The organism is Isoptericola jiangsuensis, assembly GCF_048320105.1.
GTDB classification, from domain to species: domain Bacteria; phylum Actinomycetota; class Actinomycetes; order Actinomycetales; family Cellulomonadaceae; genus Isoptericola; species Isoptericola jiangsuensis_A.
Genome location: NZ_CP182942.1, coordinates 751,391 through 777,368 on the forward strand (window position 1 = coordinate 751,391; position 25,978 = coordinate 777,368).

22 protein-coding genes and 1 pseudogene are annotated in these 25,978 nt (G+C 73.6%); 9 read left to right on the forward strand and 14 right to left on the reverse strand.

Features of this window, described 5'->3' with window-relative positions:
- Window positions 1-76 precede the first annotated feature (76 nt).
- Window positions 77-1,657 carry a PP2C family protein-serine/threonine phosphatase gene (locus ACNHYB_RS03510; RefSeq protein WP_418276995.1) on the forward strand — a complete coding sequence of 527 codons (1,581 nt, stop codon included), beginning with the start codon at window positions 77-79 and terminating at the stop codon, window positions 1,655-1,657.
- Here the strand turns inward: ACNHYB_RS03510 and arc are convergent, their stop codons facing one another.
- The 3 genes from arc to ACNHYB_RS03525 form a co-directional block, all read right to left on the reverse strand.
- Window positions 1,658-3,307, reverse strand: a complete 1,650-nt coding sequence (gene arc / locus ACNHYB_RS03515) for a proteasome ATPase (protein WP_418276996.1) — start codon at window positions 3,305-3,307, stop codon at window positions 1,658-1,660. It abuts the gene before it with no gap.
- Window positions 3,308-3,467: 160 nt separating this feature from the next.
- Window positions 3,468-4,445 carry a tRNA (adenine-N1)-methyltransferase gene (locus ACNHYB_RS03520; protein WP_418276997.1) on the reverse strand — a complete coding sequence of 326 codons (978 nt, stop codon included), beginning with the start codon at window positions 4,443-4,445 and terminating at the stop codon, window positions 3,468-3,470.
- Between the two features lie 11 nt (window positions 4,446-4,456).
- A complete protein-coding gene (locus ACNHYB_RS03525) occupies window positions 4,457-5,587 on the reverse strand; it encodes a site-2 protease family protein (protein WP_418276998.1) in 1,131 nt (376 codons plus the stop codon).
- Window positions 5,588-5,665: 78 nt separating this feature from the next.
- Here ACNHYB_RS03525 and ACNHYB_RS03530 point away from each other — a divergent pair, with 78 nt between their 5' ends.
- Window positions 5,666-6,589 (forward strand): RecB family exonuclease, encoded by a 924-nt coding sequence (locus ACNHYB_RS03530; protein WP_418277000.1) that lies wholly within the window; start codon window positions 5,666-5,668, stop codon window positions 6,587-6,589.
- Window positions 6,590-6,595: 6 nt separating this feature from the next.
- Here ACNHYB_RS03530 and ACNHYB_RS03535 read toward each other — a convergent pair whose 3' ends face one another.
- Window positions 6,596-7,327, reverse strand: coding sequence for an HAD family hydrolase (locus ACNHYB_RS03535; RefSeq protein ID WP_418277984.1), 732 nt, complete (start codon window positions 7,325-7,327; stop codon window positions 6,596-6,598).
- A 391-nt stretch (window positions 7,328-7,718) separates the two neighbouring features.
- Here ACNHYB_RS03535 and ACNHYB_RS03540 point away from each other — a divergent pair, with 391 nt between their 5' ends.
- Window positions 7,719-8,603, forward strand: a complete 885-nt coding sequence (locus ACNHYB_RS03540; protein WP_418277985.1) for a PAC2 family protein — start codon at window positions 7,719-7,721, stop codon at window positions 8,601-8,603.
- Window positions 8,604-8,606: 3 nt separating this feature from the next.
- On the opposite strand, the gene mshC is transcribed toward ACNHYB_RS03540, so the two are convergent.
- Together mshC and uppP are read right to left on the reverse strand one after the other, a co-directional pair.
- The gene (gene mshC, locus ACNHYB_RS03545; RefSeq protein WP_418277001.1) at window positions 8,607-9,896 is read right to left on the reverse strand and encodes a cysteine--1-D-myo-inosityl 2-amino-2-deoxy-alpha-D-glucopyranoside ligase; all 1,290 of its coding nucleotides are present in this window, start codon (window positions 9,894-9,896) and stop codon (window positions 8,607-8,609) included.
- A 28-nt stretch (window positions 9,897-9,924) separates the two neighbouring features.
- On the reverse strand, window positions 9,925-10,782 hold the full coding sequence (uppP, locus tag ACNHYB_RS03550) for an undecaprenyl-diphosphatase UppP (RefSeq protein ID WP_418277002.1): 858 nt from the start codon (window positions 10,780-10,782) through the stop codon (window positions 9,925-9,927).
- Between the two features lie 64 nt (window positions 10,783-10,846).
- Between uppP and ACNHYB_RS03555 the strand changes: the two genes are divergently transcribed.
- Complete coding sequence (locus tag ACNHYB_RS03555) at window positions 10,847-11,815, forward strand: aldo/keto reductase (protein WP_418277003.1); 969 nt, start codon at window positions 10,847-10,849, stop codon at window positions 11,813-11,815.
- 3 nt (window positions 11,816-11,818) lie between these two features.
- On the opposite strand, the gene ACNHYB_RS03560 is transcribed toward ACNHYB_RS03555, so the two are convergent.
- On the reverse strand, window positions 11,819-12,091 hold the full coding sequence (locus ACNHYB_RS03560) for a primosomal protein (RefSeq protein WP_418277004.1): 273 nt from the start codon (window positions 12,089-12,091) through the stop codon (window positions 11,819-11,821).
- Window positions 12,092-12,165: 74 nt separating this feature from the next.
- Between ACNHYB_RS03560 and ACNHYB_RS03565 the strand changes: the two genes are divergently transcribed.
- Both ACNHYB_RS03565 and ACNHYB_RS03570 read left to right on the forward strand, forming a co-directional pair.
- Window positions 12,166-12,372, forward strand: a complete 207-nt coding sequence (locus tag ACNHYB_RS03565; protein ID WP_418277005.1) for a DUF5703 family protein — start codon at window positions 12,166-12,168, stop codon at window positions 12,370-12,372.
- The gene (locus ACNHYB_RS03570; protein ID WP_418277006.1) at window positions 12,373-13,197 is read left to right on the forward strand and encodes a fructosamine kinase family protein; all 825 of its coding nucleotides are present in this window, start codon (window positions 12,373-12,375) and stop codon (window positions 13,195-13,197) included. It abuts the gene before it with no gap.
- A 25-nt stretch (window positions 13,198-13,222) separates the two neighbouring features.
- Here ACNHYB_RS03570 and ACNHYB_RS03575 read toward each other — a convergent pair whose 3' ends face one another.
- Window positions 13,223-14,566 (reverse strand): M20/M25/M40 family metallo-hydrolase, encoded by a 1,344-nt coding sequence (locus ACNHYB_RS03575; RefSeq protein ID WP_418277007.1) that lies wholly within the window; start codon window positions 14,564-14,566, stop codon window positions 13,223-13,225.
- Window positions 14,563-16,659 carry a M3 family metallopeptidase gene (locus ACNHYB_RS03580; protein WP_418277008.1) on the reverse strand — a complete coding sequence of 699 codons (2,097 nt, stop codon included), beginning with the start codon at window positions 16,657-16,659 and terminating at the stop codon, window positions 14,563-14,565. The genes ACNHYB_RS03575 and ACNHYB_RS03580 overlap by 4 nt, the downstream gene beginning before the upstream one ends.
- Window positions 16,660-16,772: 113 nt before the next feature.
- Between ACNHYB_RS03580 and ACNHYB_RS03585 the strand changes: the two genes are divergently transcribed.
- Entirely contained in the window at window positions 16,773-18,179 is a 1,407-nt protein-coding gene (locus tag ACNHYB_RS03585) for a lytic polysaccharide monooxygenase (RefSeq protein WP_418277009.1), read from the forward strand.
- Window positions 18,180-18,252: 73 nt separating this feature from the next.
- On the opposite strand, the gene ACNHYB_RS03590 is transcribed toward ACNHYB_RS03585, so the two are convergent.
- The 5 genes and pseudogenes from ACNHYB_RS03590 to ACNHYB_RS03610 all read right to left on the reverse strand — a co-directional run bounded on the left by ACNHYB_RS03590 (window position 18,253) and on the right by ACNHYB_RS03610 (window position 22,844).
- On the reverse strand, window positions 18,253-19,278 hold the full coding sequence (locus tag ACNHYB_RS03590; protein WP_418277986.1) for an ATP-binding cassette domain-containing protein: 1,026 nt from the start codon (window positions 19,276-19,278) through the stop codon (window positions 18,253-18,255).
- Between the two features lie 51 nt (window positions 19,279-19,329).
- Window positions 19,330-19,749, reverse strand: a pseudogene (locus tag ACNHYB_RS03595) (ATP-binding cassette domain-containing protein); the annotation flags it as partial.
- Between the two features lie 347 nt (window positions 19,750-20,096).
- Entirely contained in the window at window positions 20,097-20,732 is a 636-nt protein-coding gene (locus ACNHYB_RS03600; RefSeq protein ID WP_418277010.1) for a GNAT family N-acetyltransferase, read from the reverse strand.
- Between the two features lie 31 nt (window positions 20,733-20,763).
- The gene (locus tag ACNHYB_RS03605; protein WP_418277011.1) at window positions 20,764-22,026 is read right to left on the reverse strand and encodes an AI-2E family transporter; all 1,263 of its coding nucleotides are present in this window, start codon (window positions 22,024-22,026) and stop codon (window positions 20,764-20,766) included.
- A gap of 47 nt (window positions 22,027-22,073) precedes the next feature.
- Window positions 22,074-22,844, reverse strand: a complete 771-nt coding sequence (locus ACNHYB_RS03610) for an SDR family NAD(P)-dependent oxidoreductase (protein ID WP_418277012.1) — start codon at window positions 22,842-22,844, stop codon at window positions 22,074-22,076.
- Between the two features lie 83 nt (window positions 22,845-22,927).
- Between ACNHYB_RS03610 and yidD the strand changes: the two genes are divergently transcribed.
- Both yidD and ACNHYB_RS03620 read left to right on the forward strand, forming a co-directional pair.
- Complete coding sequence (gene yidD, locus ACNHYB_RS03615) at window positions 22,928-23,464, forward strand: membrane protein insertion efficiency factor YidD (protein ID WP_418277987.1); 537 nt, start codon at window positions 22,928-22,930, stop codon at window positions 23,462-23,464.
- 183 nt (window positions 23,465-23,647) lie between these two features.
- Window positions 23,648-25,954, forward strand: coding sequence for a HelD family protein (locus ACNHYB_RS03620; protein WP_418277013.1), 2,307 nt, complete (start codon window positions 23,648-23,650; stop codon window positions 25,952-25,954).
- The last annotated feature ends 24 nt before the right edge of the window (window positions 25,955-25,978 follow it).

The window sequence follows — 25,978 nt, forward strand, 5'->3', positions numbered from 1 at the left end:
GCGGCACCGACCCGCCGCGGACGGCGCGGTGAGGGCGCGTGAGCACCCGCCCCCCACCGGTTCTAGAATCGTCGTCGTGCCCGACTGGTTCGATTCCGCTCTCCGTGAGGGCGAGTGCGCTTCCCTCGCGCGCGAGGTCGACTGGTCGCAGACCCCCCTGGGGGATCCGCAGACGTGGCCCGCGCCGCTGCGGAGTGCCGTCGAGCTCTGCTTCAGCACCCGGTTCGCCGTGCTGGTGACGTGGGGGCCCGAGCTGACGATGATCTACAACGACGGCTACCGCGCGATGCTCGGCACGGACCTGCACCCCCGCGCCATGGGCGCCGCGGCACCAGAGCTGTGGGCGCACATCTGGGAGGACATCGGCCCCCTCTTCGACGAGGTCGTCGACACCGGCCGGCCGACCTGGTCGGTGGACATGCTGCTGTGGATGGACCGCTCCGGGTTCGTCGAGGAGACCCGGTTCACCTTCTCCTACAGCCCGCTGCGGGACGACGACGGCACGGTGCGAGGTGTCATGGACATCGCCACCGAGACCACCGACCAGGTGGTCGACCGCCGTCGCCTCGCCACCCTCGGCCGGCTCGCCGGCGCCCTGCACGGCCACCGGGACCTCACCAGCGACGTCGCCCGCATCGCCATGGACGTCCTCGCGGACAGCGAGGACGTCTCCGCCGCGCACCTGCACCTCGACGGCGCCCGCACCTCCACGACCGGGGGCGACCTGGCCGTCGCCCCCGAGGCCGTCGCCAGGGTCCGGCGCCACGGCGTGCCGTCGTGGCGCGACGGAGTGCTGGTCACCAGGGTGGGCGACGGGCCGGAACCCGGCGTCCTGGTGCTGCACGGGAACCCTCGTCGCCCGTACGACGACGGCCAGCGCGCGTTCCTCGACCTGCTCGCACGCACCATCGGCACGGCACTGAGCGACGCCGCCGAGCACCGGCGGCGGATCACGAGCGTGCGCACGGTCAGCGACGCCCTGCAGCGCGCGATGGTGCCGGTCACCCTGGACTCCCCGCACTGGCAGACGCGTTACCGGCCCGCCGACGACAACCTCGCCGTCGGGGGCGACTGGTTCGACGTGGTCGAGCTGCCGGGTGACAGGTTCGGGCTCGTCGTGGGCGACTGCGTCGGCCACGGGGTGGGCGCCGCCGCCGCCATGGGCCGGCTCAGCAGTGCCGGCCGCGCGCTGATGATGGCCGGGTCCGGGCCCGCCGAGACGCTGGAGCAGCTCGACGGTTTCGCCCGCACGGTGCCCGGGGCCGAGTTCACCACCGTCTTCTGCGGGGTCGTCGACACCCGCACCATGACGCTGACGTACTCCAGCGCCGGGCACCCGCCCGGCCTGCTCGTGCAGGCGGACGGCACGTGCAGCCGGCTCGACGAGGCCCGCTGCATGCCGCTGACCCTGCCGAGCGGACGACGACCCGAGCACAAGGCGTCGCTGTCGGCCGGCGACACCGTGCTGATGTACACCGACGGGCTGGTCGAGCGACGCGACGAGAGCCTCGCCGCGGGCCTCGACCGCCTCGAGGACGTGGCCCGCCGGGTCAGCCTCACCACCAGGCTGGAGGACGTTCCCGACCGCCTCCTGCAGGGGATGCTGCCCGACGGCGCCCGCGACGACGTCGCGCTGGTGGTCTACCGCCCCGCCTGACTACAGGTACTGGCCGGTCGAGCTGACGGTGTCGATGGTCCGCGGCGCCCCGTTCTCGCCCTTCTTCTTCACGATCGTGCGGATGAAGACGATCCGTTCACCCTTCTTGCCGCTGATCCGCGCCCAGTCGTCCGGGTTGGTCGTGTTCGGCAGGTCCTCGTTCTCCTGGAACTCGTCCACGCAGGCGGTCAGCAGGTGCTCGACCCGGATGCCGCGGTTGCCGCTGGACAGGAAGTCCTTGATGGCGGACTTCTTGGCACGGTCGACGACGTTCTGGATCATCGCACCGGAGTTGAAGTCCTTGAAGTACAGGACCTCCTTGTCCCCGGAGGCGTAGGTGACCTCGAGGAACTGGTTGTCGTCGTCCTGGGCGTACATCCGTTCCACCACGGACCGGATCATCGCCTCCACCACGGAACGGCGGTTGCCGCCGTGCTCGGCGAGGTCGTCCGCGTGGATGGGGAGGTCCGCGGTGAGGTACTTCGCGAAGATCTCCTTGGCGCCCTCGGCGTCCGGACGCTCGATCTTGATCTTCACGTCGAGCCGTCCGGGCCGCAGGATCGCCGGGTCGATCATGTCCTCACGGTTCGAGGCACCGATGACGATGACGTTGTCGAGCCTCTCCACCCCGTCGATCTCCGCCAGGAGCTGCGGCACGATCGTCGTCTCGACGTCCGACGACAGCCCGGTGCCACGGGTGCGGAACAGGGACTCCATCTCGTCGAAGAAGACGACCACGGGCATGCCCTGCGACGCCTTCTCGCGGGCCCGGGCGAAGATCAGCCGGATGTGCCGCTCCGTCTCGCCGACGTACTTGTTGAGCAGCTCGGGACCCTTGACGTTGAGGAAGAAGCTCTTGGCGTTCGGGTCGCCGCCGCGCTTGTCCGCCACCATCTTCGCCAGCGAGGCGGCCACCGCCTTGGCGATGAGCGTCTTGCCGCAGCCGGGCGGCCCGTACAGGAGCACCCCCTTGGGCGGGCGCAGCCCGTGCTCGCGGAACAGGTCCGGGTGGGAGAACGGCAGCTCGACGGCGTCCCGGATCGCCTCGATCTGGGGGCCGAGACCGCCGATGTCCTCGTAGGCGATGTCGGGCACCTCCTCCAGGACGAGCTCCTCGACCTCGGACTTGGGCACGACCTCGAACACGAAGCCGCTGCGCACGTCCACCGTCAGGGCGTCGCCCACGCGCAGGGGCGCGTCGAGCACCGAGCCGGCCAGCCGCACGACACGTTCCTCGTCGGCGCGACCGACCACCAGGACGCGCGCGTCGTCGAGGACCTCCTTGACGGTGACGAGCTCGCCGGTGCGCTCGAACCCTCCGGCGGACACCACGGTCATGGCCTCGTTGAGCTTGACCTCCTGGCCCGGCGCCAACGTGTCCAGCTCCAGCGACGGGCTCGCCTGGACGTGCATCTTGCGCCCGGCGGACATCACGTCGACCGAACCGTCGTCGTGGGCGCCGAGGAAGACGGCGTAGGTGCCCGGAGGCTTGGACAGGTCGTCGATCTGCTTCTTCAGCTCGACGATCTGGTCACGAGCGGCACGGAGGGCCTCGGCGAGCCGTTCGTTCTTCGCCGCGAGCAGCGCGGCCTGGGCGTCGCGGCCTGACGGCGCGGTCGAACCTTCCGGGCGGACAGGGTGGTCGGTCATCGCGTCCCCTCTCGTACGGCCCGGGTGACGCACCTCCGCTGTCGAGGAGGAACCCCCGGAGACAGCACCATAAGGGCAGGCGGCGACAACGTGCCGATGATTTCACGGACCGGTCGCGACGTTCACAGGATCCAGACCGGACCGTGACCTCGTCGAAACCTCAGTCGGGCGCCTGGCCCACCTCGCGACGCACCTTGCGGATCTTCTTGTCCGAGACGGGACGCTCCCCGAGATCCTCCTCGGTCCAGGTGTCCTCCGGCGCCGGGTGGGCGCCCTTGGCGGGACGACGCTTGCGCTCCGGCGGTTCGACGCCGTCGGCCAGGCGCCGCGCGCTGACGAGGAAGCCGGTGTGCCCGATCATCCGGTGCTGCGGACGCACCGCCAGGCCTTCGAGGTGCCAGCCGCGCACCATGGACTCCCAGGCGGTGGGCTCGGCGAAGCGTCCGTCGGCCCGCAGGTCCTCGGCGGTGCGGGACAGCTGGGTGGCCGTGGCGACGTAGCAGACCAGCACGCCGCCGGGTGCGAGGACGCGGGCCACGGCGTCGATGTTCTCCCACGGGGCGAGCATGTCCAGGACCACGCGGTCGACCGAGCCGGGCTCCACGACGTCGTCGACACGGTCGGCGAGGTCGCCGACGTGCAGCTGCCAGGCGGGGTGCTCGCCGCCGAAGAAGGTCTCGACGTTGCCGCGCGCGATCGCGGCGAAGTCCTCGCGGCGCTCGATGGAGTGCAGCTCGCCCGCGTCGCCCACGGCGCGCAGCAGGGACATGGTCAGCGCGCCCGACCCGACGCCGGCCTCCACGACGCGGGCGCCGGGGAAGATGTCGGCCATCTGGACGATCTGCCCGGCGTCCTTCGGGTAGACCACCGCGGCACCGCGCGGCATGGACAGCACGAAGTCGCTCAGCAGGGGGCGCAGCGCCAGGTACTCGATCCCGGCGGTGTTGGTCACCACCCACCCCTCGGGGCGCCCGATGAGCTCCTCGTGGCGGAAGTAGCCCTTGTGGGTGTGGAACGTGGCGTTCTCGGCGAGCGTGATCGTGTGCATCCGACCCTTGGGATCGGTGAGCTGGACCTTGTCGCCGACGCGCAGCGGACCACGGCGGACGTCGGCGCCGGTGGCGGAGGAGGAAGTCACGGTCCGCCAGTCTACGTTCGTCCCGGCGGACGGATCGCGGCGGCCACCCGGGCGACGTCCAGGACGCCGGTCACCCGGCCGCCGTCGAGCACCGGCACGACGCGCGCCCCGCCGGAGGTCCGTGCCAGGTGGTCCAGGAGCTGGGGGCCGGCGTCGTGCACCTGCACCGCCGAACCCGCGGCGAACGGGACCAGGACGGCGTCGACGAGCGTGACGGCGGCCTGGTCCGGCGGCACGGCCGCCGCCGCGCGAGCGTCCACCCACCCGACGGGCACGCCGTCGGCGTCGACGACCACCACGGCGCTCTCGCCGCGGCCCGCCACGGCCCGCGCCGCGACGTCGACGCCCGACCCGGCAGGCACGACGACGGCTGCGGTCGCCAGGGAGCGCACGTCGAGCCGGTCGACCCGCTCCTGGCGGCGGCTCGAACGGATCGCCTCCCCCGCCCCGGACCACAGGAAGGCACCGATGAGGGCCGCCCACATGACGGTGAAGATCGAGGCCTGCCGTCCCTGGAGCAGAGGCCAGGCGACCGCGACGGCGACGATCCCGACGCCGACGACGCGTCCGGCCCACCCCGCCACGAGCGTGCCCGTCGGTCGCGACCCGGTCGCGGACCACACCGCGGAGGCCAGGACCTGCCCACCGTCGAGCGGCAGCCCGGGAACCAGGTTGAACAGCCCGACGAAGGCGTTGGAGAACGCTCCGGCGTACAGCAGCAGCGCCGGCACGGACATCTGGTCCTGGGCGCTGAACACCAGCCAGAACACCCCCGCGAGCGCGAGGTTCGTCAGAGGGCCGACGACGGCGACCAGCGCGCTGTCACCAGGACGCCGGTCGCTGCCCGAGTAGGCCGTGTGCCCGCCCCAGAGCGTGAGCGCCAGCTCGTCGACGCGGTACCCCCGGGCGCGCGCCACCAGGGCGTGGGCGGCCTCGTGGCAGAACACGGAGCCGAACAGCAGCAGCACGAAGGAGAAGGACACCACCAGGACGCCGGCCATCTCGAGCAGCGGCGCGACGGATCGCACCGTCGGCGCGAACAGCAGGGTCAGCACGAGCGCTGCGAGGAACCAGGAGCGGGTGAGGATCACCGGGGCGCCGGCGAGCCGGCCGATGGTCCATCCGCGAGAGCGTGGGGGCACCCGACCAGGCTATCCGGGCGGGGCGGTGGCCCGGTGCGCAACCGCGGGGTGTCGGCGGCGGACCGTAGGGTGACGCCCATGATCACGACGGCTGAGGAGATGGCTGGGGCGACCCCCGACGCGAGGAGCCGGCCCGGCACCCTCCCCTCGCCGGTGGCTGCGGATGCGCCGCGGCGTCCGGCGATCTCTCCCTCGCGTGCGAACGACTTCCTGCAGTGCCCGCTGCTGTTCCGGTTCCGGACCGTTGACCGGCTTCCCGAACCGCCGTCGTCGGCCGCGGCCCGCGGCACCCTGGTGCACTCCGTGCTGGAACGCCTCTACGACGCGCCGCTGGGCGAGCGGACGCCGCAGGCTGCGCTCGACCTGCTGCCGGGCGAGTGGGAGCGGCTGGTGGAGACCGAGCCGCGCTACGCCCAGCTCTTCACCTCGGGTGGAGACGCCGCGGGCACCTCCGTCGAGGACTGGCTGGGCACCGCGGGCAAGCTGCTCGGCACCTACTTCACGCTGGAGGACCCGAACCGTCTGGAGCCGCAGGCACGTGAGCTGCGCATGGAGAGCCAGCTCGAGGGCGGCCCGCTGCTGCGCGGGATCATCGACCGGATCGACGTCGCCCCGAACGGCATGGTGCGGGTTGTCGACTACAAGTCGGGTCGGTCCCCGCGTCCCGGGTTCGAGGCGTCCGCACTGTTCCAGATGCGCTTCTACGGGCTCGTGGTGTGGCGTGAGCGTGGTGTGCTGCCCGCGATGCTGCAGCTCGTCTACCTGGGCGACGGCCAGGTGCTGCGCGCCCAGCCGACCGAGCGCGAGCTCGAGGTCACGGAGACCAAGGTGCGCGGCATCTGGGACGCGATCACCACCTCGGCGCGGCGCGGTGAGTTCGCCCCGAGGCGCAGCAAGCTGTGCGGCTGGTGCGCCCACCAGGCCGTCTGCCCGGAGTTCGGCGGCACTCCCCCGGTGGTCACGCCGGAGCAGCTGCGCGAGCGTCTGGGAGTCGACGTCTGAGCGACGTCACCGCAGGAGGTCGACGACCTCGCCGCCGGCGAGGCGTCGCAGCACCCCGAGGTCGACGTCGGTGAGGCTGCGCGCACGGCTGAGGCCCGGGCGGGGCTCGACGGGGAGCACCGCCTCGACGCCGAGCGTCCGCGCTCCGGACGCCAGGGCGGACGTGATCCCGGTGGCCGAGTCCTCGATGGCGACGCAGTCCCCGATCGGCACGCCGAGGCGGGCGGCGGCGACGAGGTAGGGCTCGGGGTCCGGCTTGCCGCGGCTGACCTGGTCCCCGGTGACGAGCGTGGTGAACGCTCCGGGCACCTGGGCGGCGACGGCGTCGGCCAGCACGGAGTAGCTCATCGTCACCATCGCGCACGGGACACCGGCGGCGACGACGGCGTCGAGCAGGTCGAGCGCACCTGGACGCCACGGCACCTCGTGGGCGACCTGGGCGCGCACCTTGCCGAGCAGGTGGTCGACGATGCGCGGCACCGGCAGGTCGACACCCGCCTCCTGCAACCGCCCGGCCGAGACGGTCAGCTCGTTGCCCACGAGCTGCAGCGCCTGCTCGTGGGACCACTCCCCGCCGTGGGCGGCGACCAGGTCGAACTCCGCGCGGATCCAGTACGGCTCGGTGTCCACCAGGGTGCCGTCCATGTCCCACAGGACGGCGGCGGGCAGGTGGTCGGCGGCGGCCGGGACGTCCGGGCCTGATGCGTGGGAAGCGGCGGTGTTCAGCGGGTACTCCAGGCGTGGCGTGTGCGGGGTTCGGGCACCTCGAGGCTACCCGCCGCGACATCGTCGATCGGACCGGTCCACCCCTGACCGGACTACCCCTCGGCCGTGGCCAGCGTCGGGTGACATGGCGTGGGCCGCCTGACCACTGCCGTCGCGGCCGCCTCCAGCCCTTCGGACACCTCGACCGGGAACTCCGGACCGGCCGACGCCGGGTTCGACACCACCGGGAGGACCTGGACGAAGCCACTCGCGACGCGTTCCTGATCGGGCGAGTCCGAGAAGGCGTGTCAACCAGGGGGTGATCGTGACGCGCGTCCCCCGATCAGTGCCTCCCACCCCGCCGCGGACGGGGGGCCGACGCCCTGGCCGATCCCTCGGCGCTGTATAGGGTGACCAGATGAGCATGGATCCCTCGGTCGGCCGTCACGCCGCACGTCAGACCGTCATGATCGCTGCCTTCGAGGGGTGGAACGATGCCGGCGGAGCCGCGAGCGGGGCGCTCGAGCACCTGACCGAGGTCTGGGAGGCCTCTCTCGTGCGCGAGCTCGACCCGGAGGACTACCACGACTTCCAGGTGAACCGCCCCACCATCACGCCGGGCGAGGACGGCCGTCGGGTCGTCGCGTGGCCCACCACCACCGTCTCGGTCGCGGACCTGCCGGACCGCCGCATCGTCCTGGTGCACGGCATCGAACCGTCGTTCCGCTGGCGGTCGTTCTGCGAGGAGCTCCTGGAGCTGGCGGACGAGATGGAGGTGCGCACCGTCGTCACGCTCGGTGCGCTGCTCGCCGACGTGCCCCACACCCGTCCGATCCCGATCTCCGCGACCACGGAGTCCGAGGGCCTGCAGGCCGTCCTGGACGTCGAGCCCAGCACCTACGAGGGGCCGACGGGCATCGTCGGCGTCCTGCAGCACGAGGCCGCCGCACGCGGGTTCCAGTCCGTGTCCCTGTGGGCGGCGGTGCCGCACTACGTCGCCAACCCGCCGTCGCCGAAGGCCACGCTCGCGATCCTGGCGCGGGTGGAGGAGCTGGTGTCCGCCGCCGTCCCCCTGGGGGACCTCGCCGAGGACGCCGAGGCCTGGCAGCTGGGCGTCGACGAGCTCGCCGGCGAGGACGCCGAGATCGCCGAGTACGTGCACCAGCTGGAGGAGGCCAAGGACGCCGCCGAGCTGCCGGAGGCCTCCGGGGAGGCGATCGCCCGCGAGTTCGAGCGCTACCTGCGCCGACGTGACCCGGGCACCGGTCGCGGCGGACCGGGACCGGCGGGCAGCCCCGAGAAGGGCTGAGCCCTACAGTCGGACGCCGAGCAGGGCGTTCACGGCACGCGCGACCACACCCGGGGCGCCCTCGGTGTCGTCCGACGTGTCCCGTCCGTCACGGAGGGCGACGTCGGCCCACCCGTCCACCGCGGCGAGCGCCCGCGGCGCGTCGAGGTCGTCGGCGAGCGCCGCACGCAGCTCTGCCAGGAGCGCGTCGACAGCGGGGCCGCCGTTGCCGGAGACTGCCGCACGCCACCGCTCGAGGCGGGCGACGCCGTCGTGCAGCGTGGCGTCGGTCCACTCCCACTCGGTGCGGTAGTGGTTCGCGAGCACCCCGAGGCGGATCGCCATCGGGTCGACGCCGTCGCGGCGCAGTGCGGAGACGAGCACGAGGTTGCCGCGCGACTTGCTCATCTTGTGCCCCTCGTAGGACACGAGCGCGGCGTGGGTGTGGGCGCGCGGTGCGCTGGTGGGACCGGCGAGCATCCGCCCGTGCGACACGGACATCTCGTGGTGGGGGAACACGAGGTCTGCTCCCCCGCCCTGCAGGTCGAAGGGCAGACCGATCCCGTCCTGGGCGATGACGGCGCACTCGACGTGCCAGCCCGGCCGTCCGGTGCCCAGCTCGCCGGCGTCCCAGGTGGGCTCTCCCGGCCGCTCGCGGCGCCACAGCAGCGGGTCGAGGGGGTTCTTCTTGCCCTCGCGGTCCGGGTCGCCCCCGCGCTCGGCGAACAGCGCGGCCATCGTGTCGCCGTCGTACCCGCAGACGGTGCCGAACGCCTCGTCGGCGCCGAGGTCGGCGTAGACGTCACCGAGGTCGGGATCGGCGCCGCCGGCGCCGGGCTCGACCGGGACCCGGTAGGCGGTCCCGTCCGCGAGCATCTGCGTCACGGCCGCCACGATCGGCTCCATGTGCTCCACGACGCCCGTCCACGGCTGGGGCGGGACGACGCCGAGGGCCGTCATGTCCTCGGCGAACAGCGCGATCTGGTCGGCGGCGAGGTCGCGCCACCGCACCCCGGTGGCGGTGGCCCGCTCCAGGAGCGGGTCGTCGACGTCGGTGACGTTGGAGCAGTAGGTCACCTGCTTGCCGGCGTCGATCCAGGCCCGGTGCAGCAGGTCGAACGTGATGTACGTCGCGGCGTGGCCGAGGTGGGTCGCGTCGTAGGGGGTGATGCCGCACACGTAGGTGCGGGCGGTGTCGCCGGGCGCCGCGTCGAGGAGGCTGCCGGTGGTGGTGTCGTGCACCAGCACGGTCGGACGGCGGCCGTCGAGGGGGGCGGGGAGCTCGGGAATCTGCGGGGAGGGCCAGGAACGCACGGCCTCAGGGTACCGGCGCCGCGGGTCCTCAGCTCGCGTCGATCACGTTCGTCAGGAGGAGCACGACCACGACGGCGGCCAGTCCGTACCGGTAGTAGACGAACGGGCGGTAGGAATAGGTCGAGACGATCTTGAGGAATCCGATGAGGACGACGTAGCCGACGACGAACGCCATCAGGGTGGCCAGCACGATGTCCACGGCGTCCGCGGACCCGGGTGCCGCGTCGCCCGCGGCCGCCTTGGCGATCTGGTAGAACCCCGAGCCGAGAACGGCGGGCACCGCGAGCAGGAACGAGTAGTCGGCGGCCGCCTTGCGGGTGAAGCCCATCGCCAGGCCGGCCGTGATGGTGCCGCCCGAGCGCGACACGCCGGGCACGAGGGCGAGCGACTGCGCGAGCCCGAAGCCGATCGCGCGCTTCGGGTTGAGCTCGGCGATGTGCCGCACGCGTGCGCCGTAGCGGTCGGCGACGTCCAGCAGGACGGCGAAGACGACGAGCATGACGACGGTGATCCACAGGTTGCGCAGCGACGTCTCGATGGCGTCCTGGAACAGCAGGCCCAGCACGACGATCGGGATGGACCCGAGCGCGATGTACCAGGCCATGCGCGCATCCGAGTCGTGCGCGCCCATCCGGGAGCGCCAGTCGGCGCCGTGGTCGCCGCGCAGCGAGGTCCACCACCCGATGCACACGGCCTTGATGGTGCGGCGGTAGTAGAGCAGCACGGCCGTCTCGGTGCCGATCTGGGAGACCGCGGTGAACAGCGCCCCCGGGTCCTGGCCACCGATCAGCTCCCCGACGATGCGCAGGTGCGCGCTCGACGAGATCGGCAGGAACTCGGTGAGGCCTTGCACCAGGCCGAGGAGGATCGCTTCCCAGGAACTCACGATCGGTCACACTACCCGGCGCGGTACCGTCGTCGGCCCACGCGCCGCCGGTAGGCTCCGGCGCATGGAAAGACGGCAGGTGGGCTCGGCGGGACTGCGCGTCTCGGCGCTGGGGCTGGGCACGATGTCCTGGGGACGCGACACCGACAGGGCCGACGCGGCGGACATCCTGCGCACCTTCCTGGACGGGGGCGGCACGCTGGTCGACACCGCGGCCTCCTACGGCGACGGTGACGCCGAGCAGGTGCTCGGGGAGGCGCTGGACGGGCAGGTGTCCCGCGACGACGTGGTGCTCGTCACGAAGGCGGGCGTGCGCAACGGTCCGGCCGGTCCTCGCCGGGACGCCTCGCGCGGGGGGCTGCTCGGCGAGCTCGACGCCTCGCTGCGTCGGCTCGGCACCGACCACGTCGACCTCTTCCTCGTCGCCTGTCCCGACCCGACGACGCCGCTCGAGGAGACGGTCTCGGCGCTGCGCCTGGCGGTCTCCTCGGGTCGGGCGAGGTACGTGGGGCTGTCGAACCACCCTGCCTGGGCCTCGGCCCGCGCGGCGACGCTGCTGGAGTCCGACGGCACCGGGCTCGCGGCCCTGGAGCTCGAGTACTCGCTGCTGCAACGGGGCCTGGAACGGGAGATCGTGCCTGCCGCCCTCGACCTCGGGCTCGGCGTCCTCGCCTGGTCACCGCTCGGACGCGGCGTCCTGACCGGCAAGTACCGCCGTTCGGTCCCCGTGGACTCCCGGGCGGCGTCGGACCACCTGGCGGGCTTCGTCGGGCAGTACCTGGAGGACGCCGCGTCGGCGGCGATCGTGGAGGCGGTCGCCACTGCCGCCGAAGGGCTCGGACGCGCGCCCCTGGAGGTGGCGCTGGCCTGGCTGCTCGCCCGCCCGGCCGTCGCCTGCGCGGTGGTCGGGGCCCGCACGCCGCTGCAGCTCAAGGGAGCGCTCGCGGCCGCGGACCTGGTGCTGCCCGGCGAGGTGCACGCCGCCCTGGACGACGTCTCCGCGGTCGAGGTCGGCTACCCCGAGCGCTGGTGAGGGTCAGCTCGCACTGACCTCCACGTCGTCCAGCTCGTCGTCGAGGTCGTCCTCGTCGTCCTCGTCGTCGTCTCCGTCGTCGTCGAGGTAGAACGGCGTCACCTCGGTGTACACCTGGGCGAGCGAGTCCTCGTAGACCTCGAAGGCGTCGGCGAGCACCTCGTAGGCGTCGTCGACGGCAGGGTCGTCGTCGCCCCGCCGGGTCGCCACGGCGTGGAGGTGTCCCTCGAGTGCGGCGACGAAGCGGTCCAACGCGGCGCGCGGGTCAGCGGTCATGCTCTGACGTTAGCGCCAAGAGGGGCACAATGGGCACACGAAAATGGTGAACTGGGGCACCAGGAGGCGAGTCGATGGCATCCAGCTGGCGCAGGCACGGGCAGTACGAGTACCGGGTGGTCACGATCGACCGGGACGTCTCCGTCCCGGACGCCCGCAAGATGCTCACCGAGGAGGCCGAGTACGGCCGCTGGGAGCTGGCCCGCAGCCGGCTCTACCTCGGCGGTGAGCGGCGGGTGTGGCTGCGCCGCAAGATCATCAAGGCACGGTCCACCCTCTGAGTGGGCACCTTCCGCAAGGCCCGCGCCGACGCCCCCGCCGGGTTCTTCGAGACCGAGGCGGCCGGGCTGCGCTGGCTCGACGTCGTCGGCGGCCCGCGGGTGGCCCGGGTGCTCGGCACCGGGCCCACGCACCTCGACCTGGAGCGGATCGGCTCCGCGGCACCGACCCGCGCCGCTGCGCGCGACCTCGGACGCCGTCTCGCCACCATGCACGACGCCGGGGCCCCGGCGTTCGGGGTCCTCGCTCCGGGCGCCCGGCGCGGCTTCTTCGGCCCGCTCGACGACCCCCTGGTCCTCGTCGACGGGGCGTTCGACGACTGGCCCACCTTCTACGCGCAGGCCAGGCTGCGGCCCGTCGTCGAGCAGGGGCGTGACCGCGGCGTCCTCGACCGCGACGACGCCGCGGCCGTGGACGCGGTGTGCGCACGGCTCGGCGCTCTCGCCGGCCCCGCCGAGCCGCCGTCGCGGCTGCACGGGGACCTGTGGTCGGGCAACGTGATGTGGACGCGCGCGGCGGCCCCGGACGCCGGTGGGAGCGCAGGGGACGACGGCGGGGACGAGCCCGACGGCGTCGCCGCGGTGCTGGTGGACCCGGCGGCGCACGGCGGGCACCGCGAGGCCGACCTGGCGATGCTGGCACTGTTCGGCGCCCCGCACCTCGAGGTGATCCTGGCGGCCTACGACGAGACCCACCCGCTGGCGCCCGGCTGGCGAGACCGCGTTGACCTGCACCAGCTCTACCCGCTGGCGGTGCACGCGGTGCTGTTCGGCGGCGGCTACGTGGACCAGGTCCGCCGGCTCCTGGAGTCCCTGGCGCACCGCTGAGCGGGCGCCGCAGCCCGCACCTGTCTCAGCAGGTCGACAGCAGGCGGTCCAGCACCCGGGTGCCGAACTTCAGGGCGTCGGTGGGCACCCGCTCGTCGACGCCGTGGAACATGCCCGCGAAGTCGAGGTCCGCGGGCAGCTGCAGCGGCGCGAACCCGTAGCCGGTGATGCCCAGGCGTGCGAGCGACTTGTTGTCCGTGCCGCCGGACAGCGTGTACGGCAGCACGGCGGCGCCCGGGTCCTCGGCGTGCAGGGCGTCGACCATCGCGTCGACCAGACCGCCGGAGAAGGGCACCTCGAGGGCCTGGTCGGCGTGGATCGTCTCGATCCGCACCTCCGGTCCGACGAGCTCGGCGAGCGTGCGGTGCGCCTCGTCCTCGTGGCCCGGCAGGGTCCGCACGTCCAGCGTCGCCGACGCCGTGCCGGGAATGACGTTGGCCTTGTAGCCCGCCGCGAGCTGGGTGGGGTTGGTGGTGTGGCGCACGGTGGCGCCGACGAACTTCGCGGCCGGTCCGAGGGCCGCCACCAGGGCGTCCACCTGGCCGGGGTCCGCACCGCCGTCGGGGTCGAACGGCAGTCCGGTGAGGTCCGCGACGCCGCGCAGGAGCCGCTCGACGGTGGGCGTCAGGGTGTAGGGCCACGCGTGCCGCCCGACCCGCGCGACCGCGGCGGCCAGCTCGGTCACCGCGTTCTCGGCGTTGACCTGCGAGCCGTGCCCGGCACGTCCGTCGGCGACCAGGCGCAACCACGCCAGGCCCTTCTCGGCCGTCTGGACCAGGTAGGCGCGCCGCCCTGCGACCTCGACGGAGAAGCCGCCGACCTCGCTCACCGCCTCCGTGGCCCCGTCGAAGAGCTCGGGGTGGTGGTCCACGAGCCACCGGGCGCCCAGCACTCCCCCGGCCTCCTCGTCCGCGAACATCCCGATGACGACGTCTCGCGCAGGCCGGCGACCCTCCCTCACCATCTGGCGCACGACCGCCAGGATCATCGCGTCCATGTCCTTCATGTCGACGGCGCCGCGGCCCCACAGCATGCCGTCGATCTCCTCGGCGGCGAAGGGGTCCACGGTCCAGTCCGCCGCCTGGGCGGGCACGACGTCGGTGTGCCCGTGCAGCACCAGCGCACCCCGGGAGGGGTCGGTGCCCTCCCACCGGGCCACGACGGAGGTGCGCCCGGGCGCGGACTCGAAGACCTGCGGTTCCAGTCCGACCTCGGCGAGCAGCGCCGCCACGTGCTCGGCGGCCTTGCGCTCCCCCGGTCCGGAGTCGTCACCGAAGTTCGAGGTGTCGATCCTCAGCAGGTCGCGGCAGATGCCGACGACCTCGTCGGCGGCGGTGGTCTCGGGGCGCGGGTCGGTGGGGATGCTCACGACGCCACCGTACCCAGGCCGCGGCGTGCCAGGAGCGGACCGATCTCGGCGTCACGCCCCCGCAGGTCGCGGAACGAGACCAGCGGGTCCTGCGAGCCGCCGCGTGCCAGCAGGAGCCGGCGGAACGTGTCCCCGTTCGCGCGGGTGAGGCCACCGTTCTCGCGGAACCACTCGACGGTGTCGGCGTCGAGCACCTCCGACCAGACGTAGCTGTAGTAGGCGGCGGCGTACCCCGAGCCCCACACGTGGTTGAAGTACGTCGTGCGGTAGCGGGGCGGGACCGCCGCGAGGTCGATCCCGGCGTCCGCGAGCGCCGTCGTCTCGAAGGTCGCCACGTCCTCGACGCGGGTCGGGACGTCCGCGGGTGCCAGTCGGTGCCACGCCTGGTCGAGCAGGGCCGCGCCGAGGTACTCGGTGGTGGCGAACCCTTCGCCGTCGGCGCGGGCGGCGAGCAGGGTGTCCACCCATGCGTCGGGCATCGGTTCGCCGGTGAGGTGATGGACGGCGTAGGACCGCAGGATCTGCGGTTCCCACGCCCACATCTCGTTGACCTGGGAGGGGAACTCCACGAAGTCGCGCGGCACGTTGGTGCCGGACTGCGAGGGGAACCTGACGTCGGAGAGCAGTGCGTGCAGGGCGTGCCCGAACTCGTGGAACAGGGTGATGACCTGGTCCCAGGACAGCAGCGTGGGGCGGCCGTCCTCCGGTCTGACGACGTTGAGGTTGTTGAGCACGACGGGTCGCCGCCCGAGCAGGTGGTTCTGCTCGACGAGGCTGTTCATCCAGGCGCCGCCCCGCTTGGTGGGCCGGGTGTACCAGTCGGCGAGGAACAGGCCGAGCCCGTCGCCGGGCGTGCCGGGTTCCGGTGCGTCGAACACCTCGAAGACGCGGACGTCCTCGTGGTAGCCGATCAGGTCGTGACGTTCGGCGAACGACAGCCCGTAGAGCCGCCGGGCGGCCTCGAAGACGCCGTCGTGCACGACGCGCTCGAGCTCGAGGTAGGGCCGCAGGTCGGCGGCGTCCAGGGCGCGGCGCTCGCCGCGCACCTGCTGGGCGAGGTGCGCCCAGTCGGCGGCCCGCAGCTCGGCACCGGGAGCGGTGCGGTGCAGGTGCGCCGCGAGTTCGTCCGCCTCGGCGCGGGCGTTCGCGGCGGCGGGCGGTGCGAGGCGGGCGAGCATCCTTCCGACGACGTCGGCGTCGTGGGCGGTGGAGTCCTCGGCGACGTACGCGGCGTGGTGGGGGTAGCCGAGGAGCTGGGCGCGCTCGGCCCGCAGGCGGGCGATCTGCAGCAGCACGGCACGCGTGTCGTGGTCGTCGCCGTGGGTGCCGCGCGTCTCGCTGGCCCGCTGGACCCGTTCTCGCACCGCGGGGCGGGCGAGGGACGCCACGACGTCCTGGCGGGTCGGGAGCTGGAGCACCAGCAGCCACGCGCCGGGGTGGCCGGCGTCGGTGGCTGCGCGGGCGGCGGCGGCGATCTCGTCGGCGGCGAGGCCGTCGAGGTCGGCGGGGTCGGTGAGGAGCACGCCGGAGGCCTTCTCCCCTGCGAGGAGGCGGCGCCCGAACTCGGCGGACAGCTCCGACAGGCGGGCGTTGAGCTCGCGCAGCCGTTCCTGCTCCGGGCCGGGCAGGGTGACCCCGTTGCGGCGCAGCGCGTCGAGCCAGGTGCGCAGCAGCCACGTCTCGTCGGGCCGCAGGGTGATCTCCCCGCCGGCGGCACGCTCGTGGAGCGTCGTGAGGCGCGCGTGCAGGCGCGCGTCCTGGTGGACGGCGTCGTGGTGGGCGGCCAGCACCGGCGCGACGCGGGCGTGGGCGTCCTCGACCTGGGCGGTGGCGTCCGCGCTCACCAGGGTGAACAGCACCGTGGCCGCACGGTCGAGCAGCTGCCCGGACCGCTCCAGCGCGTGGAGGGTGCTCTCGACCGTGACGGGCGTGGTCGCGGTCGCGATCGCCTCGATCTCGGCGCGCTGCTGCTCGATGCCGGCGAGCAGCGCCGGTTCGAGGTGCTCGACCGTGAGCGCGGTGAAGTCGGGCAGCCCGTACGGCAGTGTCGAGGGCGCGCGGAGCGGGTTGTCCGGGGCGAGGTCGAGGGTCATGACGCCATCCAACCGCATCCCCGGGGTGCTGCACGAAACGTTTCGCACGGTCGCACCACCACCGTGCCACGGCCCACTGTTGAGGGAACTGTCCACGAACGAAGGAGTTCGACATGCGACGACTTGCAGCACTGGCCGCCGCCGTTGTCCTGGGCGCGACGGGCCTGGTGGTGGCGACGGCGCCGGCACCGGCCGAGGCCCACGGCGCCGAGGTCTTCCCGGGGAGCCGCCAGTACTTCTGCTGGCTCGACGGCACCTCGGCCGGCGGCGACATCGTCCCGAACAACCCGGCCTGCGCCGACGCGGTCGCAGCCAGCGGCAAGTCGCCGCTGTACAACTGGTTCGGGAACCTCGACTCCAACGGTGCCGGCCGCACCGTCGGCTACGTCCCCGACGGGCGCATCTGCGACGGCGGCGGCAACGGCCCGTACGACTTCGAGCCGTACAACGCGCCGCGCACCGACTGGCCGACGACGCACCTGACCGCGGGCGAGACCTACGAGTTCCAGCACAACAACTGGGCCCAGCACCCCGGCCGGTTCGACGTCTACGTCACCACCGAGGGGTTCGACCCCACCGCCGAGCTCGGCTGGGACGACCTGGAGCTGATCGACTCCGTGGTGAACCCGCCGGACACCGGAGGTCCCGGCGACCTGAACTACTACTACTGGGACGTGACCCTGCCGGCGGACCGCACCGGACGGCACATCGTGTTCACGCACTGGGTGCGCTCGGACAGCAACGAGAACTTCTACTCCTGCTCCGACGTGGTGTTCGACGGCGGGAACGGTGAGGTGACCGGCCTGGGCGGTGACGGCCCGGACCCGAGCCCCACCCCGACCGCCGACCCGGTGTGCCCCGACGAGGCTCCCGGAACGCCCGACCCCGCGATGGCCTCGGCGGTGAAGGCCACCTCGGCGCACGTCATGTGGGCACCGTCGCGCTCGGGCTGCGTGACGGGGTACGACGTCCTCGACGCCGCCGACGGCGAGGTGCTCGCGTCCACCGACGGCTCACCGATGGTCGACCTCACCGGGCTCCAGCCGGAGACCGAGTACGCGGTCACGGTCCGCGCCCGCAACGACAACACCGGCGAGGTGTCGGCCGAGACCGCCGTGCTGACCTTCACGACGCTGGCGGACGACGTCGATCCCGGCCCGACGCCCACACCGACCCCGACCGCCGAGCCGGCCGGGGCGTGCGAGGTCGACTACCGGGCCTCGCACTGGGGCGGCGGCAACGCCGGGTACACGGCCAGCGTGACGGTGACGAACACCTCGGACGCCCCCGTGACGAGCTGGGTCCTGCAGTTCGAGTACCCGGGCGGTCAGCGGGTCGACGTCCCGGGCTGGAGCGCGGCCCTGACACAGTCGGGCACCACCGTGACGGCCACCCACCCGGGATGGTCCTCGACCATCGCGGCGGGACAGTCGGCGACCTTCGGATTCAACGGGGCGACGACGGGCTCCGGGCACCCGGAGCCCACCTCGTTCACGCTCAACGGCGCGACCTGCGCCTGAGCCGTTCCCACGAGGGCCACGGGGCGCCGGCCGGGGAGACCCGGTCGGCGCCCCGCGGCGCGTCCGAGGGTCGTCAGCCCGCGGGCCGCACGCCCGCCGGACCGAGCGCGAGGACGGTGTCGACGCCGATCCGTGCCAGGAACTCGCGGTCGTGGCTCACGACCAGCACCGCCCCGCGATAGGCGCGCAGCGCTTCCACGAGCCGGTCGGTGCTCGTCAGGTCCAGGTTGTTCGTGGGCTCGTCCAGCACGAGGAGCTGGGCGGGCGGGTCCGCCAGCAGCATCCGTGCCAGGTGGACCCGCAGCCGCTCGCCGCCGGACAGCGTCGACACCGGCCGGTCGACCTGGTCGCCGCGCACCAGGAACCGCGCGAGCCGGTTCCGCAGCTCGCCCGGTGCCACCTGCGGCGCCCCGGCGCGGACCGCGTCGAGCACCGTGGCGTCGTCGTCGAGGTCGTCCAGGCGCTGGGGCAGGTACCCGACCCGGTCGGTGCACAGCTCGCCCGCCGCCGACGGCCCGGCCAGCAGCCGCTCCAGCAGCGTCGTCTTGCCGGCGCCGTTCGCGCCGGTGAGGGCGACCCGCTGCGGCCCGGCGAGGATCACCTCGCGCCCGTCCGCCCCGTGCAGCACGGCGATCCGCCGTCCGGCGGGGACGTCGGCGTCGGGCAGGTCGACCACGATCCGGTCGTCGTCGCGCACCGCGCGCTGCGCGGAGTCCACCGCGGCGCGGGCGGCGGCCTCCGCCGCGTCGGCAGCACCACGCCGGCTGCCCTGGGACTTCTCGGCCGAGTTGCGTCGGTCGTCGACCACGGCCTTGACGTACCTGCTGTTCGCCGCGTCGGTGCGTCCCCGACGTTGCGAGTGCGCGATCCGTTCGGCGGTCCGGAGGCGTTCGCGCCGCTCCCGGCGCCAGGTCTGCTCCGCGTCACGCACGGCGCGCTGCGCAGCCTCCTGCTGCACGGCGAGCCACTCCTCGTACACCGAGTACGGTCCGCCGTGGGTGGTCAGGGAGCCGGTGCGCAGCTCGGCCGTCGCGTCGACGAGCTCCAGGAGCGCCCGGTCGTGGGACACCACCACCAGGGCGCCGCGCCAGGTGCGCACCAGCTCGGTCAGGCGCTCGCGCGCGGCGCCGTCGAGGTTGTTGGTGGGTTCGTCCAGGAGCGCGACGTCGGCACGACCCAGCCGGACTCCGGTGACGGCCGTCAGCACGGCCTCTCCACCGGACAGCGTGCCGACGGTGCGGTCGAGGATCCCCGGCGTGCTGGGCAGGCCCGTGGCAGCCAGCGCCGCGACGGCACGCTCCTCGACGTCCCAGTCGGCACCGACGACGTCGAACAGCTCGGGCCGGACGTCGCCGTCGGCGATGGCGCGCACGGCGTCGAGCGGGGCCCGCACCCCGAGGAGGTCCGCGACGGTGGCGCCGACGTCGAGGGTGAGCCGCTGGGGGACGACGGCGACGGCACCCGCGACGGACACGCTGCCCGCCGTGGGCGCCAGGTGCCCCGCGACGAGGCGGAGCAGGGTCGACTTGCCGGTGCCGTTGTCGCCGACGAGACCGGTGCGCCCGGCGCCGAACGTGCCGGACACGCCGGCGATCGGTGTGGCGCCGTCGGGCCAGGAGAACGTGAGGTCGCGCAGCACGACCGCGGGAGAGGAAGGGGTGGGGGCAGGCATGGTGCTCCGGGGAACGAGGTCGGTGCGCCGACGACGTCCGTCCACCAGGGGTGCACCGGTCCGGGTGCGGGTGGGCAGGGTCAGCGCAGGGTCGGACCGACCGTCGTGTCCGTCACCTGCTGCTCCCTTCGTCCGTCCCCTCTCACCTGCGGCCTGCCCGCGGGGACGACGTCCACCCTCGCACCGGCCGAACGGACCGTGCAACAGATATGGCGCACGTCACGGACGCGCCGGTCGGCACGACGTCAGACCGCGCTGCCCGCGCCAGGCGCCACAGCACTTCCCGCGCCAGGCGCCTCGGCGGGCCAGGGCTCGGTCGGCTCACGTGGGTCGCCGGGCAGAAGCGACGCCATCCACGCGTCGCGCAGCGCGCCCCGCTGCTGACCGTAGGCGCGCAGGGTGCCCTCGAACCGGAAGCCGAGCTTCCACGCGACGCGCCGCGAGGCCCAGTTGCCCACGAACGCCTGCCACTGCACCCGGGTCAGGCCGAGGCCGTCGGGGTCGAGCGCCCAGTCCACGACGAGCCGTGCCGCCTGGGTCGTCAGACCGCGGCCGCGCGCGACGGGAGCGGTCCAGTAGCCGACCTCGCCACGCCGCTGCGTGCCCGGCTCGCCCTCGCACGACATGCCGACCATGCCGAGCACCCTCCCGTCGACCTCGCCCGGCGCGCGCACCGCCCAGGTGAAGCGGTGCTCGGCGGCCCACCCGGGGGCGACGAACTCCTCCACGAAGCCCTGCGCGTCCTCGACCGCGTAGGGGGACGGCACGACGGTCCACTCCTGGATCGCCGGGTCGCTGCAGATCTCGGCGACCTGCTCGACGTCGGCGAGGGTCGGGACCGACAGGGTGACGGCGCTGCTGCGCAGGACGAACGGCTCCATGGGCCGATCCTGCCAGGGTGCCGTGCGCGGGTCAGGACTTCTGCGGCGTCGTCACTCCGCGCCCGTCCCCCGGCCCCGCACCGCTGTCGTCGGACGCCACCGCCCGGCCGGTTCCCGCACCGTCGGCCCCGCGCCCGTGGGAGTCACCGCCGTCAGGACCCCCGCCGTCAGGACCCCCGCCGTCGGCCCGCTCGCCGTCGGGGCCGGACGGGCTGTCCTGCGCCCCGTGCCGCAACGGGACCGGAACCTCGCCCCGGAGCGTGGAGAACACCGTCCAGACGACGGCGACGAGCGGCACGGCGACGACCGCGCCCAGGATCCCCGACAGCACCGTGCCGGAGAACACCGCGACGGCCACCACCACGGGGTGCAGGGAGACCTGCTTGCCCATGATGAGCGGCTGCAGGACGTGGCCCTCGAGCTGGCCGATGAGCGCGATGCCGATCGTGACGATCAGCGCCGTGACGATGCCCTGGGCGGCGAGCGCGACGACCGCCGCGACGATCATCGCCAGCGGCGCACCGATGATCGGGATGAACGCGCCGATCAGGACCAGCACCGCCAGGGGCGCGGCCAGGGGGACGCCGAGGATGCTCAGCAGCACGAACGCGAGGATGCCGTCGATGAACGCGATGATGACGGTGCCGCGGGCGAAGCCGGAGAACGTGTACCAGCCGGCGGCCGCGGCGTCGCGCAGGCGACCCCGGTTGCGGGTGGGGACCTGCCGGGTGAACCAGCGCCACATCCGGTCGCCCGAGTTGACGAAGAAGATGGTGCAGAAGATCGCCAGCGCGATCACCATGAACCCCTCGAACACCGACCCGGCGGACTCCGCAGCCTGCCCGGCGAGGTTCTCCGAGTTGTCGGAGATCCACTGGCGGCCGTTGTCGATCCACTGGTTGAGCTGCTCCCCCGACACCGACAGCCCGAAGGGCAGGTTCTGCAAGGAGTCGAGGATCTGCTGCAGCCCGGTGTCGAACTGGCCCGCCAGCTCGGTCCACTGCCCGGCCACGGACGCCACCACGAACGTCATCAGCCCGCCGAAGACCACGACGCCGGTCAGCAGCGACAGCACCGTCGCCATCGGTCGCGGCATGATCCGGTCGTAGACGTCCGCCAGGGGCCGGAACACCGAGGTGAGCACCAGCGCGAGGAAGACGGCGACGAACACGAGCTCCACCTGAGCGGTGGCGTAGACGACCAGGGACAGGCCGACCACCAGGGCCACCAGGCGCCACGACCAGCCCGCGGACGTGCGCAACCACTGCGGGACGTTCTCCCTCGCCTCGACCACGGCCGCTCCTTCCGTCCCGGTGCTGCCAGTGTGCTGCCGGGAGGGCCTCAGTGCACGGAGAACCCGCCGTCGACGTGGATCGCCTGTCCGGTGACGTACCCGGACGCGGGCCCGGCGAGGAACACCGCCGCCCCGGCGAAGTCGTCGGGCAGGCCGTTGCGGCCCACGAGCGTGCGGTCGGCGAGCGCGGCCACCCGCGCGGGATCGTCCTGGAGGCGTCGGTTCAGCGGGGTGAGCACGAAGCCCGGGACCAGCGTGTTGGCGGTGACGCCGTGCGGCGACCACGCCTCGGCCTGGGAGCGTGCCAGGGACTCCAGACCGCCCTTGGACACGCCGTAGACGCCGCTGGAGACGAACGCGCGGTGGGCCTGCTGGGAGCTGACGTGGATGAGCCGTCCGTGGCCGCGTTCGGCCATGCCGGGGCCGAACCGCTGCCCGAACCAGAACGGGGCCTCCAGGTTGACCGCCATCGTCGTGTCCCACACCTCCGCGTCGACGCTCCCCAGGGGCGGGCGCAGGTTGACCCCCGCGCTGGAGACGACGACGTCGGGCTCGCCGAACGGCCCGGCCGCGTCGTCGGCGGCCTGCCGCGCGCCGGCACGGGTGGACAGGTCACCGACGACGACGGCGGTGCGACAGCCGAGGGCGGCCAGCTCGCGCGCGGTGTCGTCCAACGCTTCGCGGCCCCTGGCCACCAGCACGACGGCGGCGCCCGCCCGGGCGAGCGCCGTGGCGATCCCACGGCCGATCCCGGAGCTGCCGCCCGTCACCACCGCGGTGCGTCCGGCCAGGGAGAACAGGTCGTCGAGATAGCCCATCGGTGCAGCCTAGGACAGCGCGACGGGCCCGGTCCGCCGGACGCTACAGTGCCGCCGTGATCGACGGGTGCGACGGGTGCGACATGAACGGGTGCGGCGACGGCGGGAACGGCCGCGGCGGGGGCTCCGCCTGCCGGACGGGCGCGGCCTGCCTGGAGGTCCCCGGCTGCGACTGGCCGGACCGGCGACGCGCGAAGAAGCACCGCCCCTCGCGCCGCGGAGGCGGACACGATGTCGACGGGTCGCCCACCTCGGCACCGGCGAACGGTGTGGCGGGGCCGGAGGGGTCCGGGCCCCAGGGATCGGGGCCGGATGCGGCGAGGCCGGAGAGTGCGTCCTTCGCGGCGACCGTGGCGGCTCGCCCGGCCGCGCGTCCGCTGCACCGGTGGGCGCTGCCGCGCCACCTCGGGATCGCGGCGATCCGCACCTACCAGCGGCTGGTCTCGGCCCGCCGTCCGGCCCGCTGCCGGTATGTACCGACGTGCAGCGGCTACGGGCTGGACGCCGTGCGCGAGTACGGGCTGGTCGCAGGCTCCCGGATGGCCGTGAGCCGGGTGCGTCGCTGCACCCGGGAGGTCCCCCTCGGGACGATCGACCCGCTGGTGGGGCCCGCCGCCTGACGACGTCGTCGGCAAGGGCCGGACACGGGACAGGCGAAAGGCACGGAGCGCTCGCTCCCTGCCACTCTCAACATATAGCGCACGGGGGGTCTTGCGGCAAGGGCCCCCGGGGAGCGCATCATCGATCCTCGTCAGGACGAGCAGACCCACCCCGGCTCGCCGTTCCCGAGGACGGAGCGCCCCTTGCCCCAGCACATCCCCAGCGTCTTCGACCTGGTCGGCGACCGCGCAGCCAAGGGCGACCGACGCCTCGTCGCCGCCGACGACACGCACCTCACCGCCGTCTCCGCCCACCTGGTCGCCGCCACCGCCGACGTCCGCGAGCGCCTCGCCGAGGCCCGACGGCGACCCGGTGGCCGTGGACAGGCCGCGTTCGACCGGGACCAGGAGGTCCATCGCCTCAGCGGTCGTCTGCGTCTGCTCGACCGGTTCGGCGTCGACCTGTGCCTGGGCCGCATGGTCCCGGCCGACGGCTCCGCCCCGGTGTACGTGGGTCGCCTGGGCCTGGTGGACGGGCACGGGTCGACGCTCCTGGTCGACTGGCGCTCGCCCGCCGCCGAACCCTTCTTCGCCGCCACGCACGCCGACCCCCGAGGTCTGTCGAGCCGACGCCGGTACCGCTGGCAGGACCGCCGCGTCGTCGACTACTGGGACGAGGTGCTGACCCTCGGCGACCCGACCGACGGCCTGGTCCCGGACGACGACTCCGCCTTCGTCACGAGTCTCGCGACCAGCCGCTCGGAACGGATGCGGGACGTGCTCGGCACGCTCGCCGCGGACCAGGACGCGATCGTGCGCGCCGGCGCGCGCGACGCCCTGGTGGTCGACGGCGGGCCGGGCACCGGCAAGACGGTGGTCGCCCTGCACCGGGCCGCGTACCTGCTGGCCGTGGACCCCGCCGTGGGCGGCCGGCACGGCGGGGTGCTCGTCGTCGGACCGACGGAGCAGTACCTCGCCTACGTGGCCGACGTGCTGCCCGGCCTCGGCGAGGACGGTGTGCGCCTCGCGACGCCGACGGCCCTGGTCCCCGAGGGAGCCGGCGCCGTGCCGGAGGCGGACCCGCGGGTCGCGGCGCTCAAGGGTGACGCCCGGATGATCGACGCGGTGGAGCCCGCGGTCGCGCTCCACGAGAACCCGCCCACGACCACGCTGGCCGTGTCCACGCCGTGGGCCGACGTGACGGTGACGCCGGGCGACTGGGCCGAGGCCTTCGCCGCGCCCGACCCGGGCACCCCGCACGACGACGCCCGCCAGGAGATCTGGTCCGCGCTGCTCGACCTGCTGGTCGACAAGGTGGACCTCGACGGCGGTGCGGTCCCCGCGGCCGACGAGGAGGGCTGGGGCCGAGAGCCCGGCACGTGGTCTGACGACGACCTCGACGTCGTCGGTCGTGAGGGCGACGACCTCGACGGCGAGGGCGGACCGGTCGGTCCCGACGACGACTTCGACGCGTACGGCACCGCGAGCGCCGACCCGACCGGGGACCTGCGCCGGGCGCTGGAGACGAGCGAGGAGCTGGTGGGCACGTTCGGACGGGCGTGGCCGCTGCTGGATCCGCGGGACGTCGTCGGCGACCTGTGGACCGTTCCCGCCTATCTGCGCCGGTGCGCGCCGTGGCTCACGCCGGACGAGGTCGACCTGCTCCAGCGCGACGAGCCGCAGCGCTGGACGGTCGCCGACCTGCCGATCCTGGACGCCGTCCGACGTCGGACCGGCGACCCGGAGGCGGCACGACGGCGCCGGCGTCGCGCCGCGGCACGGACCGCGGCCAGGGACCGCATGGACGACGTCGTCGAGCACCTGCTCGCCACGGACGACTCCGATCTGGGCGTGATGTCGATGCTCCGTGGTCAGGACCTGCGCTCTGCGCTGGACACCGAGGTCGACGTGCCGGCGGCCGAGGTCGACGAGCTGGTCGGACCGTTCTCCCACGTCGTCGTCGACGAGGCCCAGGAGCTGTCGGACGCGACGTGGCGCACGATCCTGGCGCGGTGCCCCTCGGGCAGCCTGACGATCGTCGGCGACCGCGCCCAGGCGCGACTCGGGTTCACCGAGACGTGGGAGGAGAGGTTGGCGCGGGTCGGGGTGTCGCGCGTACGCCGGTCGCAGCTGTCCATCAGCTACCGGACCCCCGCGGAGATCATGGCCGAGGCGACGCCCGTCATCCGTGCGGCCCTGCCCGACGCCAACGTCCCCACGTCGGTCCGCAGCACCGGGACCGCCGTGCGGCACGGCGCCGTCGCCGACCTGGCGGCCGTGGTGACGGCGTGGCTCGCCGCTCACCGGACCGGCACCGTGTGCGTCGTCGGCGCGCCCGCCCCCGTGGCGGATCCTCGTGTGCGGTCCCTGCCTCCCGCGCGCACCAAGGGCCTCGAGTTCGACCTCGTGGTGCTCGTCGACCCGGAGTCGTTCGGCGACGGGGTCACCGGAGCCGTCGACCGCTACGTCGCGATGACGCGGGCCACCGCCGAGCTCGTCGTCCTCGCCTGAGAGGCGGATCACGACCGAGGCGAC